Origin of the sequence: Eggerthella lenta DSM 2243, assembly GCF_000024265.1 — a bacterium.
Classification (GTDB): Bacteria; Actinomycetota; Coriobacteriia; order Coriobacteriales; family Eggerthellaceae; genus Eggerthella; species Eggerthella lenta.
In genome coordinates, this window is sequence record NC_013204.1 from 2632243 (window position 1) to 2648445 (window position 16203).

At 61.6% G+C, this 16203-nt stretch carries 14 protein-coding genes and 1 tRNA gene; 3 read left to right on the top strand and 12 right to left on the bottom strand.

The window, feature by feature from the left end; translation table 11 throughout:
• Positions 1–63 precede the first annotated feature (63 nt).
• The 3 genes from greA to ELEN_RS11255 all read right to left on the bottom strand — a co-directional run bounded on the left by greA (position 64) and on the right by ELEN_RS11255 (position 2355).
• Entirely contained in the window at positions 64–534 is a 471-nt protein-coding gene (gene greA, locus ELEN_RS11245) for a transcription elongation factor GreA (RefSeq protein ID WP_009306421.1), read from the bottom strand.
• A gap of 132 nt (positions 535–666) precedes the next feature.
• Positions 667–930, bottom strand: coding sequence for a twin-arginine translocase TatA/TatE family subunit (gene tatA / locus ELEN_RS11250; RefSeq protein WP_009306422.1), 264 nt, complete (start codon positions 928–930; stop codon positions 667–669).
• Positions 931–1305: 375 nt separating this feature from the next.
• The gene (locus ELEN_RS11255) at positions 1306–2355 is read right to left on the bottom strand and encodes an NHL repeat-containing protein (protein WP_009306423.1); all 1050 of its coding nucleotides are present in this window, start codon (positions 2353–2355) and stop codon (positions 1306–1308) included.
• 379 nt (positions 2356–2734) lie between these two features.
• On the opposite strand from ELEN_RS11255, the gene ELEN_RS11260 reads away from it, so the two are divergent.
• Together ELEN_RS11260 and ELEN_RS11265 are read left to right on the top strand one after the other, a co-directional pair.
• On the top strand, positions 2735–3859 hold the full coding sequence (locus ELEN_RS11260; RefSeq protein ID WP_015761022.1) for an IS110 family RNA-guided transposase: 1125 nt from the start codon (positions 2735–2737) through the stop codon (positions 3857–3859).
• Positions 3860–4251: 392 nt separating this feature from the next.
• Positions 4252–5370, top strand: coding sequence for an IS256-like element ISEle1 family transposase (locus tag ELEN_RS11265; RefSeq protein WP_009307321.1), 1119 nt, complete (start codon positions 4252–4254; stop codon positions 5368–5370).
• 239 nt (positions 5371–5609) lie between these two features.
• Here the strand turns inward: ELEN_RS11265 and ELEN_RS11270 are convergent.
• The 9 genes from ELEN_RS11270 to ELEN_RS11310 all read right to left on the bottom strand — a co-directional run bounded on the left by ELEN_RS11270 (position 5610) and on the right by ELEN_RS11310 (position 15439).
• Positions 5610–5686: transfer RNA gene (locus ELEN_RS11270), tRNA-Pro, on the bottom strand.
• A gap of 534 nt (positions 5687–6220) precedes the next feature.
• Positions 6221–7519, bottom strand: coding sequence for an IS256 family transposase (locus tag ELEN_RS11275; RefSeq protein ID WP_227101377.1), 1299 nt, complete (start codon positions 7517–7519; stop codon positions 6221–6223).
• 266 nt (positions 7520–7785) lie between these two features.
• Positions 7786–7968: a hypothetical protein gene (locus ELEN_RS11280; protein ID WP_015761023.1), complete on the bottom strand. Its 183-nt coding sequence runs from the start codon at positions 7966–7968 to the stop codon at positions 7786–7788.
• A gap of 571 nt (positions 7969–8539) precedes the next feature.
• Positions 8540–8989: a type II toxin-antitoxin system HicB family antitoxin gene (locus ELEN_RS11285; protein WP_015761024.1), complete on the bottom strand. Its 450-nt coding sequence runs from the start codon at positions 8987–8989 to the stop codon at positions 8540–8542.
• Positions 8990–9783: 794 nt separating this feature from the next.
• A complete protein-coding gene (locus ELEN_RS16435; protein ID WP_015761025.1) occupies positions 9784–10266 on the bottom strand; it encodes an NINE protein in 483 nt (160 codons plus the stop codon).
• A gap of 37 nt (positions 10267–10303) precedes the next feature.
• Complete coding sequence (locus tag ELEN_RS16330) at positions 10304–10462, bottom strand: hypothetical protein (protein ID WP_156115181.1); 159 nt, start codon at positions 10460–10462, stop codon at positions 10304–10306.
• A gap of 49 nt (positions 10463–10511) precedes the next feature.
• Positions 10512–10766 carry a hypothetical protein gene (locus tag ELEN_RS11300; protein ID WP_015761026.1) on the bottom strand — a complete coding sequence of 85 codons (255 nt, stop codon included), beginning with the start codon at positions 10764–10766 and terminating at the stop codon, positions 10512–10514.
• A 115-nt stretch (positions 10767–10881) separates the two neighbouring features.
• Positions 10882–13593, bottom strand: coding sequence for a formate dehydrogenase subunit alpha (gene fdhF, locus ELEN_RS11305; RefSeq protein ID WP_015761027.1), 2712 nt, complete (start codon positions 13591–13593; stop codon positions 10882–10884).
• A complete protein-coding gene (locus ELEN_RS11310) occupies positions 13586–15439 on the bottom strand; it encodes an NAD(P)-binding protein (protein ID WP_015761028.1) in 1854 nt (617 codons plus the stop codon). Before ELEN_RS11310 ends, fdhF begins: the two co-directional genes overlap by 8 nt.
• A 228-nt stretch (positions 15440–15667) precedes the next feature.
• Between ELEN_RS11310 and ELEN_RS11315 the strand changes: the two genes are divergently transcribed.
• A complete protein-coding gene (locus ELEN_RS11315) occupies positions 15668–16174 on the top strand; it encodes a hypothetical protein (RefSeq protein ID WP_015761029.1) in 507 nt (168 codons plus the stop codon).
• Positions 16175–16203 lie beyond the last annotated feature (29 nt).

The window sequence follows — 16203 nt, forward strand, 5'->3', positions numbered from 1 at the left end:
ATCGGGTGCAAGGGCGTCTCGCAGCGTCGGCAAGTTGCGCCGTTCGCAGAACGGCGCAACTCACTAGTGTTCCAGCTTGAGAATGGTCATGGTGATCTTGCGGCCGGTGGGACCCGTGGTCTCCACCACGTCGCCCTTCTTGTGGCCCAGCAGCACCGAACCCACCGGGGACTCGTTGGAGATCTTGCCGGCGGCGGCATCGCTCTCGGCGCCGCCCACGATAGTGAACACGCGCTCGCGCCCACCCATGTCGACCGTCACCGTCGAGCCGATGTGCACGCTGTTCGAGCGCTTCGGGGTGTTGACCACCGTCGCCTCGGAAAGGATGCGGCTGATCTCGGCAATACGCGCCTCCATCATGCCCTGCTCGTTCTTGGCGTCGTCGTACTCGGAGTTCTCCGAGATGTCGCCGAACTCGCGCGCCACCTTGATGCGCTCGCCGATCTCGGCGCGTTTCTCGGTTTCCAGGAAGTGGAGTTCTTCCTCGAGCTTGTCCTTGCCTTCTTGCGTGAGAATGAAATTGCCGTCTGCCATGAATGCTCACCTGTCCATTTACAAAAACATGCACGCTCGTCCGCAAGCGTGCTACCGGTACCTGATATGAAAAAAGCGGTATGTGCAGAGCGCCGAGCGACTGCACATACCGCGAACCAGACGAATGTAAAACTACTCGGCTTTCTTCTTAGCCGCGGTGGTGGTCTTCTTGGCCGCGGTCGTCTTCTTGACGGGCTCCTCGACCTCTTCGATCACTTCTTCCTCGTCATCGGCCTCGACGATGTTCTTATCGCCGCCGCCCATGCCTTCGCGCAGGTTCTTGACGGTCTTGCCGATGGCGCCGCCGAGCTTCGGGAGGTTCTTCGGCCCGAAGATGAGCAGGATTACCGCGAGAATGATGAGAAGCTCAGGCATTCCCATTCCCAGGATTTTCATACGTTCCTCCAAATTGCTCGTGCGAAGCGCTTCTGCGACCTCGCTCCCCCTGACGCAGCCAGGGTCACATGCCTATGCAAAAAAGGGATGTTCCCCATCCCCTTTAGCAACCAAATAACTGCTTTCGCAGCGACGGTTATGATAGCACAATGTTACAGAAGGTAAAAGAAAATGCAGCGATAATCCCCTTTCCACGCCTTCTCCACTGATATGCCCCGCCCCGCCTTCGCCATGGCGAGAAGCCTTTGCCGTAGAGCACAGCCAACCGGACGAGACGCGGTCATCAACCAATTGAATCCATTTTGAACCCCGTTTTGAAACCGCTATTCGGTCGGAGACCACCGACCCTATGCAGAAATCTTGAGTATCGAGGCCCTACTTCGCAGAGAACAGCCCCGAAAGATAGCTATAACTACCGGGCATTTTATCAATCGGCTTGCTTCCGATGAGCTCTACGCTTTCGGCATTGTATTGGTATATCGCCCAATCTCCGAGCACGTATATCGACCCTTCAGTCACAACCATTTGCATCGCTTCGTGCTCGAAAGCATGCTCTTCGATAGCCCCCGTCTCTAGATCCACGATGCTCAGCGCGCTATCGTCTTGACCTTGAACGACATTGTAGTGGGCAATGTAAAGCTTGCCGTCCGCGATAGCCACGCTTGAAGGACCGCCCTTGCTCAATGGAATGAAGCTCAACGTGTTGCCTTCGGTGTCGAGTACGCCAATCTGTCTTTCCACAAGGCCAACGCTGCAGAAATAGATTTTGCCTTCATGCACAACCGCCCGGTAGGCGTCCGCAACCCTATAGGCGTTCGAATCATAGGTGCTGCAATCGATTGATTCTTTGAGGGCCAAGTCTTCGTCGTAGCAATAAATCATCGAAGAGTCGTCATCGAGAGACAATGCGAAAGCATACAGACTGTCTTCGCACCAAACGATTTTCGATACACAAACCCCCTCGATAGCTATCTTCGACACGTCCCCGTTGTCGATTCGGCAGCGGTTTATATAAGACGAATCGCAGGTGAAGACGTACTCATCGTTCACGGCCACATCATTCATGCCCGATCGACCGATAGCGTGTGTTTTGGATGCAAGGGAAGCTACATCGACCTGAAGGACGGCCTCGCCGTCTCTAACCTTAGACCTTCCTTGGGGAATAACAAAAAGACTGCCCTGGTAAACCAGGGGATTGTGAAAAACGTCACCCAAGTTCGCATAGCGCAGCGGAAGCTGCGCCACCTCGTTCAACTCCCCATCGTAGAAGACGATCCTGCTCGTTTCATCCGTCCCTCGCGTTTCGATGATGCCGATAGAGGCGTCGACGGGCGCAACCCGCTCGCCATCCGAAGCGCAACCATACAAGCCGATCACCGTGAAGAGCATCGCGCCGATTAGAAAGGGTACCGAAACTCGTTTCATAGTCAATCCTTTGATCGCAGGCATCAGGGCAACTTCTGGAGACCCGAAAAACCCGATCGGATGAATGATCGACCCTAAGAATAACACGAGCCGAGAACAAAACCTGTATGTTTGGGTATCGACGGGAGCCAAAGACAACGCTGGTCAGAAGAGCTCAAGCGAAGCGCCGAAGGCGTGCTGACCGCGCGATGCGAAGTGAGGGTTTTCTGCCCGGAGCCGTTTATGTTCCGATTGAACCCTCACGGGAGACGATATGAGCAGAACATTGTGAGCCCCTGCTTCGTGTCGTCTTTGTTTTGCGTGGGTCGGGGCCGATAATGGTTCGTATCTAGCAAGCCGGCAATCGACCAGGTTGCCACAGACATGAGAGGGGCTCACCATGTCCTATGTTACCTCAATCGGCCTCGACGTACACGCACGTTCGATAACAGCTGTCGCATTCGATCCTGCAACAGGAGAAGTGCGTTCGAAGAGATTCGGCTATGCTCCGGCCGAAGTCGCTGCATGGACGCTAGCCTTCGATTCCCCTAAAGCGGTTTACGAATCCGGCGTGACCGGATTCCACCTTGTCCGCGCCTTGCGAGGTCTTGGGGTCGACTGCATCGTCGGCGCCGTGTCCAAGATGCACAAGCCTGCAGCCGACAAGCGCAAGAAGAACGATCGCAACGATGCCGAGTTCTTGGCGCGTCAGCTTGCCGCCCGCAACATCAAAGAGGTCTGGATACCCGATGAGGAGTGCGAGGCGGCACGCGACCTCTCCCGCGTCTTGGAAGACGTCCGCGAAGACCTCACGCGCGCGAAGCATCGCCTAACCCACTTGCTCATACGGCATGGCTACGCCTTCGACGAGATCGGGCCGGACGGCAAGCGCAAGGGCAAGTGGACGAGGGCGCATTGGGAGTGGATACGAAGCATCGAGCTTTCCGAAGCGGCGGCGCGCGACGCCCTTGACTTCTACGTTTCCGAAGTGCGCCATATCGAGGCCCAGAAGAAGGCCATCGAAAAAGAAATCGCCGACTACGCCCGTGCCGATCGTTGGCGTGGGCGGGTGGAAGCCCTTCGCCGTCTCAAAGGCATAGAGACCATGACGGCGTTTTCCCTTGTGGCGGAAGCGGGGGTGTTCTCTCGCTTCGAGAGCGCCCGCGCATTCTCGTCCTGGCTCGGGCTCACTCCTTCCGAGCATTCCAGCGGAGAGAGGGTGAGCCGCGGCGGCATTATCAAAGCCGGCAACACCCATCTTCGAAAGCAGCTCGTAGAGTCGTCGTGGCACTACACGAGGGCTACGACCAAGCGCAAGAGGGATCAGCGGGGAGAAGAGGTGCCCCTTGCAATCGAAAACCATGCCGCCCGGGGGCGTGAAGCGCCTTGCAGAGAGGCGGGCTCACTTTGCAAGGCGCAATCTTCGCCCGGCGGCGGCCAACGCGGCCACCGCAAGAGAGCTCTCCTGCTGGGTATGGGTTGTGGGCTGCATGTCGGAAGGGGCTCTCGTATAGAAACTCGTTAACGTTCGATCTTTTATCCAGCAAGCCCTTCATGTCGACTGGTCGTTGGATGCGATCCCAGCTGCTTTTTTTGGACGCCGGTTTATCCGGTACGCCCGCACGGAGACTCTTCTTTGAAGGTGCGCGCATCCAGCCGTAGCAACGAAATGCGAAGCCAGCGCAGCGAACATACCGGGCAATGACGCACTGTTGCCGACCTCGGCATCCTGGGGTTATAGGCAAGAAAGTGTGTCCGTTTTAGGGGTGTAAGGGCAGGTCAAACCCTCGATAAACCATCGTTTAAATTTCGGAGGCAGGTTTAAGTGCCTGGCAAGAATGTGTGTCCGCTTTCGACTTGACACCGCAGGTCAGAGGCCGTAAACCGCCCTCTTAAATTCCGTGGTTCAATCACGGGATGAAGAAGATACTGTGCCCTGCGTGCGGGGGCGACACGAAACGCAACGGGAAGACCTCGTCGGGGGCGACTCGTTGGCGCTGCAAGGCATGCGGCGCATCCACCACGCAACGTTACGACAACGAGCCTAAACTGCTAGAGCTGTTCCTGAGGTGGCTGCTCTCGAAAAAGACCCAAGGCGAGTTCGGCATGCCCGGACGCACCTTCCGGCATCTCACGAATAAGTTCTGGGACCTGTGGCCCGTGGCTCCTGTCTGTGACGAGGTCCACCACGTGGTGGAGGTGGATGGCCTTTGGCTGGGGCGCGACGTCGTGATTATGATCGCCTGCACCGAGAAGCACGTGATCGGCTGGCATCTAGCGAGAAGCGAGAACGCGCAGGCGTGGGCGGCGCTCATGGCGCGCATAGCCCCTCCCGACGTCGTGATTACCGATGGCGGAAAGGGGTTCGAGAAGGCGAGACGCGCCGTGTGGCCGAACACACGCGTGCAGCGCTGCGTCTTCCATGCGTTCTGTCAGGTGAAGCGCCAGACCACGACCAGGCCGCGGCTCCAGGCGGGCGTTGAGCTCTATGGCATCGCCAAGAAGCTCATGCGCATAGGTAGCCTCAACGAAGCTGCGGAGTGGCTTGCGGGCTTCTCTAATTGGTGCACGGCATGGGAAGGATTCCTAAAGGAAAAAGAGGTGGTTGACGGGCGGATCCGCTACAAGCACGAGAGGCTGCGCACTGCGCGCGGCGGGCTTCTGAAGCTTTGTAGGGCCGGTACCCTATTCACCTATCTCGACGAAGGCTTGCTCGAGGGAGGACCTGTTCCGGCGACTACGAACAGGATCGAAGGCGGCGTGAACGCCCAGATCCGCCACATGCTGCGAGAGCATCGGGGATTGAGGCTGACGAGGCGCGTCAAGGCGGCGTTCTGGTGGTGCTATATGGACCTTGAAGCCCGTGCAAGCCCGAAAGAGATCCTGAAGGAAATGCCGACGGACGTCCTGATTGCTGAGTTTTATCGAGCAGCTGCCGAAGCTAGCGAAAAAGATGAAGCGGTGGGGCGCTGGGGCACTGCTGTGCAATGGAATGACCTGCATGCAAGCGGCCCTTATCGCATGGATTACGATTAGGCTCTGGACACACTTTCTTGCCTATAACCCGCATCCTGCCAGCCTGACGCTGTGAACCCGCGAATATTAAACTGCGAATACGAGCGTCGATTAAGACACAACCATGAGAAGAGCGAGTTGGATGGAGATATATGAACAGGGCAAGACCGAGAGAAATCTTGGTCTTGCCCTCTATTGCCTCTTGACAATGTTCTGCTCATATTAAAAAGGTCAGCCGCGAAGGGCTGACCTGCAATTTCTGGTCGGGTTGACAGGATTTGAACCTGCGGCCTCTGCGTCCCGAACGCAGCGCTCTACCAAGCTGAGCCACAACCCGATGTACTGCTTCAAGCAGCGACGGATATGATAGCACAATGTAACCGAAGGTAAAAGAAATTGCGACAATATTTCTTTTTCCACGCCTTCTTCACCGGTGCTGTAGGTTGATTTTCGGATGCTTTGGGAATCGACGGATATCCCGTAGACAAGCGAGACATGACCATTTAACGGCATCGGGGAATCATAATGCCTGATGATCTGACTATTTCGTAGAAACAGTCAGCAACGATAAACCCCGCCTAAAAAAAACTGAGCCATTTCACCGACCTGTACACTCGCCAACAAACGAACATCGATTTGACCTAGACTTATAAAGTTTTCTGTGGCACATCTGAACCCGCGGCCTTTATGTATTCCCCATCTTCCCAGGTAATTGGACGCGATTTCGATGCGTTAATACGCTTCTGACAGGATTGCCCGCTGAGTGGTCCTCCGGAAATGAGCTTCCAGCGCGACAACGGCGGCCGCGTCCCGAATCGTGGTGTATCAGGGCCATCGCCGGAGAATCGCCGGCACCCTTGCGAGGTGAATCTTAGCCTTCGTCCTCCTTCGGGTCAATGGCGCTCCCTATGATCTTGCGCGCCGCCTCGCGGGCGGCGAGCACCTCGGCCTCGCCGGGGGCCTCGCGCTCCTGGGCCTTCCAGGCGTGCGCGAGCGAGGGCCTGGAGATGACGCAGCGCGCCGACCACTCCTCGTCGGCCTCGATGAGCGCCGCTCCCACCAGGCGGATGAGCGACTCGCGCGAGGGGAACCCCTGCACGACGCGCGTCCTGCGCTTGATCTCGCGGTTGGCCCTCTCCTGGACGTTGTTGGTGCGGATCTTGGTGCGGTGCGTGGCCGGGAACGCCAGGTAGGCGAGCGCCGCCTCCTCGGCCTCCAAGAGCACGTTTCCGGCCGCCCTCGAGATCTTCAGCACCTCCTCGGTCGCCTCTTGGTAGCACGCCCGCACGAGGACGGGGCTCTTCTGCGCGAAGACGGCCTTCATGGCCTCGCGCGCCTTTCTCTGGTCGTCCTTCCTGTGGATGCGGCCCGCCACGTTGCGCATGAGGTGCGTGACGCAGCGCTGCCAGGCCGCTCCTTGGAACGTCTCGGCTATCGCCTTCGCGAGCCCTTCGTGGGCGTCCGAGACGACGAGGCGCACGCCGTCGACGCCGCGCGCCCTCAGGCCGGAGAGGAACGCCTTCCACCCGGCGTGGCTCTCCGTGTCCACGCAGTCCACGCCGACGAAGCGCTTGTGGCCCGTGTCGTCGAGCCCGATCGCGGTCACGACGGCCTGGGACGCCGAGCGCCCCTCCACGCGGCACTTCACGTAGGTGGCGTCGAGCCACAGGTAGGCGAAGCGCACCCCGTCGAAGCGCTGCCTCCTGAACGCGTCCACCTCGGCGTCCAGGCACTCGCACAGGCGCGACACCTGCGACTTCGACATCGACCTCACGCCGAGCTCGCCCGCGACGGCCTCCACCTTGCGCGTCGATATCCCCATGACGTACATCTCGGCCACCGCCGCGACGAGCGCCCGGTCCACCCTGCAGTAGCGCTCGATCAGGTCCTCGGGGAAGAACGAGCCTCGGCGCAGCTTCGGAATCTTGAGGGTGACGTCGCCCGCGGCGGTCGAGAGCCCCCGCTCCCGGTAGCCGTTGCGCGAGTTGACGCGCCCCTCGTCGCGCTCCCCGTAGGGGGCGTTGCACGCCTCGTCGGCCTTCGCCGACATCGCGGCGTTCGCCAGGAGCTCGAGCATCCTGCGCCCGAAGGCCTGCAGGTCGGTGCATTCCTCGAGGATCGCGAACGCGAGCCCCTTCACTTCGGGGTCGTTGAATAGTAGAGTGTCCATAGCGGGCATCGCCTTCCTTCGAATCTGTCTTTTGTGGTGATTGACGATTCTAGACGATGTCCGTTTTTCTCGGGCAGGCTTCGCCCGCCCTCCAGAAACGGATTGATACACCAACTTTCGGGACGCTACCAGCAGATCCAACGCCCACAACGCTATCATGGCGAGCAGTGCTGACGAGGATCCAGCGAGCCCATGCCGCATCGACTCGGCAGCAATCGGCCAATTTGCCGCTACTCCAAAACCCCACTGGACTCTTCGAGGAGAACCTACGCGTTTTTAACTGCCGGCCACTTTCCGCCACTGCGGGCGATCAACGCTTCCTCCTCCTCGATCATAGCGTCGATCTCCTCCCTCGTCATTCCTGCGAACCGTTCAGCTGGCGATTGGTCGTACGGAGGAATGTTGTCGGATCCGTCAATGTCGATATAGATGCTTGCAGATTTCTCCATGATACCCCGCCCTTTCAGTCCGCCCTCTCATCGTCGCCTCGGACGACACGATTCAGTCATAGTCTTTATCCACATCGACGCGCATGGATAGTTGTACATTCCGAGCAGGAGGCCCCGGCTCGCAGCTGCGGCAAGCCTGTCGCCGTTGTACGTGCTTGACCACCAGCCCATTCGTCACCGTGTTCCAAACTTTAGAGCACGTGGCAGCTTCCAAGCAGCTACGGCAGTCTTGATGGATCTCGGCAATTTGATTTCATTCTTAAGTTCTTCAGGAGCGCTATCGAACGCATCGCAATGAGCATCGAAGCACTTCTCCATCGGGTGGTCGCTTCCATACTTTTTGATGGTCGATCCGATAAAGGGCGTGGATGGGTACATGAATACGCTTTTCACAAGGTCGCGTCACTTGGCAATGAGCCTCTTACATCCTGCCCGAAGTCTGGACCGCAGCGCGCGTCCAGGCTCCTGCTGCTTAGAAGCATCGCCCAGGTCGGCTTGCGCTTGGCTTTGCGGCAAAGGCAGAACCGACCCGCCGGGACTACACCGCATCAGCAAGCAAAAGGTCCCCGTCTTAGCTGTTATCCGACACCGACCTGCACAGGTTGTCAAGGCGCGATGCGCTTCGCTTGCATTCGTTGACGCTTGAAATAGTGACCATGCGCTTGCCAGTCGGATATGCCGCGACGAGCTGCCCTGAATCCAGAAGCTGATCAACACGGCCTGGGGACACGCCTAGCTCTTCCGCCGCCTCCGCGAGCGTCATGCACAAGCTCTCGCGAATGAAACCGTCGCCCACCTCCACGCACAGCACCAACTGCGGGGCCTCGCCGAAGGTCGCCTCCGGCAGCGGCTCGTCGTTGTCAAGCATGTCCGCGATGAGGAGCTGCAAACAACCGGCGGCGTTCTCGCACGCCTCCTTGACGCTCGTCCCGCCTGCGACCATGCACTCGAAGGAGGGGACGGCCACGGTGTAGCCGCCCTCGCTCTCGCGAATTATAGATCCTTCGTAAGTGTAGAACATGCAACCTCCTTGAACGCCGCCTTCTACAGCACGCTGATAACGTCAATCGACGGCGCTTTTCTCTGAGACCATTCCAGTAACGTTGATGCCACCCATAGCCGCCGCGGAGCGCGACTGCCATGCGCCTCCTGCACACCGCCTCGTTCGTTGTGCAGGTTACCGAGACGATACCACGATCGATGACCTTGGGCAGCAGGAGCATGGCGTTAGTGAAGTTTGTCTAATTACCAGTCAGTTTATCACTGCTCCAAAGCCTTGATGTCGCAATACTCGACCACAGCCGTTTGCTCTTGCGATTCGCTCATGTTCTCGCCTCCTTGCACGTTCGATTGTGCAGGGAGCGTCACATATGATGGGCGGCGCAGAACGCCGATTAAAAAAGGAGGCGACGTTGAACGAAACGATCGGATGCCCGCGCTGTACCTATTGCGCGGCCTACCTGCCAGCTGGGTCCACAAGCGCGGAAAGTCTTTATTGCACGTACCTGAGAATGCATGTCGAAAAAGACGATGGATGCAGGTTCGGAGCCGCGGGAACCCCGATGCGTGGCTCGAACGCCCCGCAGGTAGACACCGGAATCGATGCGACGGCAAGGGGATACTATAGCTGGTGTGCGGAGCTGATGCGATGACGACCTTCGGAATGGACGAGCTACTTCTGTCGGCGACCATCGCCAGGAACGGCATCGCGGGTTAGATCAGGAAAACGCCCACCATGAGGGGGGGGGGCGGATGATCGGATACTCGAGGCAATAGAAGAGCCTCTACACAGCGAGGCCCCTCCAAATCATAGAACTACCAGCGGGAGCATTCTCCGTACTTGGACGATATCAGCAGCGCGAGAAGCTCGACGAACGTCATGGCGCACAGGACGAGCAGTATCAAGAATGCGAAGAACTCGTAGCCGTTGATCGGGATGAGCACGCCGAAGAACAGCATCCAGAGCCACGCGAAGAACAGCAGGACATGGGCAACGCCCAACCACTTCTTCCCGGCGTAGAAGTCGTGCCCTCCCCACACTCCGAGGAACAACCACAGCAGCAGCGCGAACAGCTTGCGCTTCCCCGCAGGCTCGACCGTGGCGGTCGCGGTCATGCCGACTCCGTACAAGCCGTTCGGGAACGGCACGCCCGCCACCTGGTACGCGTATTGGCACGCTCCCACCCACTGAGGGTTCTGCGCCCTATCGAACAACCCGTACGTCCCATCGGCGTTTAGCCCGACGTACTGATCCGACGTCATAGCCGCTTGAGCGTCGTTGATGTTGGCGTACTGCATGGCTCCCCCTCGACAATCATGATGTTGGCAATGAATATTACAACAGCAGGTCACCAGTCACAACCGCCTTGGCCTCCTTGACCGCCCGCTCGTAGACGCCCTCCCGCCAACGGTCGCGGTGCAGCACTTCGCCGTGCTCGGCCACTAGATCGCGAAGCCGCGCCTGCTTCGACCGGACGGCCTTCCGCGCTTCCAAGTCGTCGATCCCCGCCGCCCGCAACACCGTTTGACTACCAGCCAGTTTGTCACTGCTCCAAAACCATGAACGCGAAAACGAGGCCGTGTCCCGATTCGATGGTCGGGGCGTGCCTCGTCTTCATCCCGTACTGTACCATACCCGACCGATGCGTGGTGTTCGCCGTCGGGAAGACACGGCTCCCCCACGTGGGTTCGCCTTTGAAGCGGCAAAGATTTCCTTCGCCGTCCAGCACCGCCCATCCCACCGACCCGGTTCCGATATCAAGACCGATTTGGTACGACTCGACATTGCGCAAATTCATAGGTTCCCCTTACCTGCCTTTCGGGGCGCCGCGGAGGCGGCAACTTTGACTCTATATGCGAAGGACCCCTGATAGGGGTCCTTCGTTGTTCCAGGATGAATCTTCGATCGCTTTCTTACGCCTTTTCCACTTTCACGGCGCACACCTTGTACTCGGGGGCCTTCGACACGCGGTCGAGGGCGGCGATGGTGAGCCAGTTGCTGTTGCCGTCTTGGAAATGGAACGGCATCCACGTATGTCCCGGCGACGTCTTCTCGGACACATGCGCGACGGACTCGATGGAGCCGCGACGCGATGAGACGCGCACGATGTCCCCGTCGGCGATGCCGAGAGCCTCGGCATCGCACGTGTTCAGCTCGATGAACGAGCGGTTCGCTATCTCGTTCACGCCGTCGGTGCGAGCGGTCATGGCACAGGCGTTGTACTGGTACAGGATGCGACCCGTCATCATGACCAGCGGATACTCCGCATCGGGCAGCTCGGCGGACGGCTGGTAGTCGGGTGTGGAGAACGCGCCCAGCCCCTGGGCGAACTCGCCCATGTGCAGGATGGGCGTGCCGGGATGCTCGGCGCTTGGGCACGGCCACTGCAAGCCGCGGCCGGCCGTCTCGTCGCCGTCGAGGCGCGCATGGCTCATGCCGCCGTACGTGGGCGTGACCGAGACGATCTCGTCCATGACCTCGGCCGCGCTCAGACGAGGCTGCGCATAGCCCATGCGGTTCATGACCTCGGTGAAGATGTCGGTGTCGAGCCACGCGCCCACAGGCCCGTCCACGGCCTTGCGCACGCGCTGGACGCGCCGCTCGGTGTTCGTGAACGTGCCCTCCTTCTCGGCGTAGCTGCGCCCGGGCAGGATGACGTCGGCGTACTTGGCCGTTTCGGTCATGAACAGGTCGTCCACCACGAAGAACTCGAGCGCCTCGAGCGAGCGGATCACGTGATGCGTATCGGGGTCGGTGCGCACGGGATCCTCGCCGAACAGGAACAGCCCCTTGATGCCGCCCTCGATCATGGCCGGGAAGCACTCGGTGGCCTTGATGCCGCGCGCACGCGGAAGCGCGGCGCCCCACGCCTTCTCGAAGCGGCGCACCACCTCGGGATCAGCCACCTTCTGGTAGCCGGGCAGGTCGTCGGGACCGGCGCCCATGTCGCAGGCGCCCTGCACGTTGTTCTGGCCGCGCAGCGGGTTCACGCCGCCGCCCGGCTTGCCCAGGTTGCCGGAGATCATCGCGATGTTCGACAGCGCCATGACGCCGTCGGTTCCCGTGGAGTGCTCCGTCACGCCGAGGCAGTACATGATGGCCGCCGCGTCGGCTGCCGCGTACATCTTCGCCGCGGCCACGAGGTCGCGACGGTCGATGCCGCAGATGTCCTCCACCAGCTCGGGCGTGTAGTCGCGCACCGTCGCGGCCAATATCTCGAAGCCCTCGGTGCGCTCGCGCACGAAGTCCTCGTCGTACAGCTCGTGCTGAATCAGGTAGTTCACAATGCCGTTCGCGAACGCGACGTTCGTTCCCGGCCTCAGCTTCAAATGAATGTCGGCATGCGCGGCCAGCCCGATGTCGCGCGGGTCGACCGCGATGAGCCGGCAGCCGCGTTCGACCGCCGCGCGGATCTGCATGCCTATGACGGGGTGGGCCTCCTCGGGGTTCGACCCCACGAGCATGATGACCTCCGCCTTGCGCGTGACGTCTTCGATGGAGTTCGTCATCGCGCCGGAACCAAGCATGGTCGCCAGACCGGCGACCGTGGGGGCGTGTCAAACACGCGCGCAACAGTCCACGTTGTTCGTTTGGAGCACGATGCGCGCCATCTTCTGGAACAGGTAGATGTCCTCGTTCGTGGAGCGCGAGCACGCGAACGCCGCCAGCGACTCGCCGCCGTGGACATCGCGGAGCTCCGTGAAGCGCCTCGCCACGAGGTCGAGCGCTTCGTCCCAGGTGGCGGGCTCGAACTCTCCCGTCTCGCGGTTCTTCACGAGCGGCGTTCGTATGCGGTCGGGCGCGTCGACGAAATCGAAGCTTGCCGAGCGCCCCTTCACGCACAGAAGCCCGTGGTTCGACGGGCCCGGCGCGGCCTCGGCGTCCACGACGACGCCGTCCTTCACCACCAAATCCAGCTGGCAGCCCACGCCGCAGTGCGGGCACGTGGTGCGCACGCGCTCGGTCTCCCACGAGCGGTACGTCGCGCGGCGCTTCTCGGTGAGCGCTCCGGTGGGGCACGCCTGCGCGCAGTTGCCGCACGACTCGCAGTCGGTGGCGCGCCAGTCCGCGCCGAACGGCGCCTCGATCAGCGTGCGAACGCCGCGCTTCGCGGTTCCCAGCGTGTGGTTGCGCGCGGCGTCGTTGCAGGCGCCCACGCAACGCTGGCAGCGTATGCACAGGTTCGGGTCGTAAGCGAGGAACGGGTTCTCGTCGCGCACGGGCTCGCGCTTCTGCGCTGCCTCGAAAGGAGACTCCAGCACGCCGTACTCACGGCAGACGGCCTGCAGCTCGCAGGCGCCGTTCTTATCGCACGAGAAGCAGTAGTTCGTGGAATCGAGGCCGTGATCGGCGATGATGAGCTCGAGCGCGATGCGGCGGTACGCCTCGATGCGCGGCGAGGAGGTGGTCACCTTCATACCGTCTTGCACGGGCGTGGCGCACGAGGGCACCGGCTGGTCGAGCCCTTCCACGTCCACGACGCACACGCGGCACGAGGCGATGGCGCTGCGCTCTTTCAGGAAGCACAGCGTGGGGATGCGGATGCCGGCAGCGCGCGCGGCATCGAGGATGGTGGAGCCTTCGGCAACGTCGAGGGCGATCCCGTCTATCGTGATGCTAGGCATACTGGTGCCTGCCTCCTTCCATAACGCCGCAGCCGAAACGATCGCAGCGCAGGCAGCGCCCGCACTCCTGCACGACCTCTTCGCGGCTCATTCCGTTCTCGACGCCATCGAAATCGAGCCGCCGCTCGCGCGCGGGACGCTCGGTTATCTCCACGCGCCCCTTGGGCGTGCGGTCGTTCGGCAGCGGTTCGGGCACCTCGATGTCACACGGCAGCTTGTGATGGTAACCCAGGAACTCGTCGATGTTGCGCGCAGCCACCTTTCCCGCCCCGATGGCGCGGATCACCGTAGAGGGGCCGGTCTGGCAGTCGCCGCCCACGAACACATGGTCGTACCCTTCGGCCGCAAGATGATCGTCGGCATTGAAGCAACCCCAGGTGGTGCTCATGCCGAACTCCTCGAACGGGCCCGACACCACATCCTGCCCCACGGCGATGAGGATGATGTCGGCTTCTATGCGGCGCGTCGGCTTGTCGGCCGCCATCGGCGCCGGACGGCCGCCGCGCACGGGACCGATCATCTGCGGCTGCGTGATGAGCGCCGTGCAATGTCCGCGCTCGTCCACCTCGATGCTGGCGGGCGCCTCCAGCACGATCATCTCCACGCCCTCGGCGATGGCGCTCTCCACCTCAGCCGGCAGCGCCGTCATGTCGTCCTTGCGGCGCCGGTACACCACCGAGACCTCGTCGGCCCCGGCGCGCACCGACGTGCGCGCGCAGTCCATGGCGACGTTGCCGCCGCCCACCACCACCACGCGCTTGCCCGTGAAGTCGGGATAGTCGCCATCGCCGATGGCCCCCAGCAAATCCACTGCCGAGACGACGCCTTCGGCATCCACGCCGTCGATGCGCAGCGACTTGCCCGTCTGCGCGCCGACGGCCACGTACACCGCATGGTACGTGTCGGCGATCTCGGCCATCTCGTGCGCGCCGATGCGCTCGCCGCACCGCGCCGTGATGGTGCCCGCGTTCAGGATGCCGCGGATATCCTCGTCCAAGCGCTCGCGCGGAAAGCGATACGCGGGGATGCCGTAGCGCAGCATGCCGCCCAGCTGGGCGCGTTCCTCGAACACCGTCACGCGATGCCCCATAAGGGCGAGGAAGTACGCGCAGGTGAGCCCGCTGGGCCCGCCGCCGATGACGGCGACGGTGCGCGCGGTGTCCACGCTGCGCGGCGGGGGCGCCACCTGGTCGGCTGGCATCTGGTCGACCGCGAACTTCTTGATCCCGCGGATGTTGATGGGCGCATCGATAAGCGTGCGGCGGCACCGCGTCTCGCAAGGATGCTCGCACACGAACGCGCAAGCCGTGGGAAACGGGTTATCCTTGCGCACCATGTTGACGGCACCGGCGTAGTCGCCCGCCGCCGTGAGCGCGATGTAGGCGGGCACGTCCACGTGCGCGGGGCACAGCGTCTCGCAAGGAACCGTTTGGCCGACGCCCTCCTGGCACGAACGGTCGCGCAAATGGCTCGCATACTCGTCGGCGAACGTATCGAGACCCTCCAGCACGCTGCGGGCGGCCTCGTAGCCGATGGCGCAATCCGACGCGTCGCGGATCATCTCGGCCAGCGCGCGCAGGCCCTCCAGTACGCCCTCGTCAGCCTCGCAGTCCACCACGCGCTTGAGCATCGCCGCCAGCTGCGGGATGCCGTCGCGACACGGAACGCACTTTCCGCAGGTCTGCGCACCGCTTGTCTGCAGCATGGTCAGCTGCACGGCCAACGGGCACATGCCCGGCGGCGTCGCCTCGACACGACGCGCGAAGGTGTCCAGGTGCGCGGCAATCCGCGCATCGTCGCGCGACCGCGGCGCAATCGATAGCTTGGCCACTGGCTCTCCATCCATTATCGGCTCGAAACCGACGAGCGTCTCCAACGTGTTTCCCGTGCGTCATTCTAACGCAAACGACGCGCCTTGCGGCGGCCGCGCGCGCAAGGCGCGGAGAAGGCACACGGGCAGAGAGCGGCGCAGACGGGTCATGCGGACCGAACGATCGGCAGCTGTCCCACAGAAAGGACAGGCTTGAACCGCCGAACGTGTACCATACGCAACAAGAGAGCAAAGGAGAGTCCCATGCATGCAAGACAAGCCGACCAAACGTCCCTTTTCGCCCCCGTCGACGCGGCAACGGCGTTCGCGAACCTGTACCAGCGATGGTTCGACGACCCGCGCGGCCTCGCGCGTGCCAACCGAAGGCAGGCGCGGTGCGCCGTCGGATCGTACGTGGCCGACGTGCTCACCCTGTTCGACGAACGCGCCCGCGCCTACCTGCCCGGCGCGCCTACCGTCCTGCGATTCGAAGACTGCGACCTCGCCGCATTCGTGATGCGGGCACCGCACATCGCGCTGCACGTCGGCAGCTTGGAAACCGACGCGCCCGTAGCGGGACTGCGCTGGAAGAGCCTACGCCCCTGCTCGTACGCCATCGGACGGCAGGTGAGCGATCTTGTGTTCTGCACCGACGAGAACGGGTTGCTCGTGGAACTGGAGATCGTCCTCGACGACGGAGGCCGACTGGTCGTCGGCGGCGGCCGACCCGCCTGCGAGCACGATGAAGAGGCGATGCCGCAGGCGGTGTGAGGCGCGCGGACAGCCGAGGCGCTGGAACG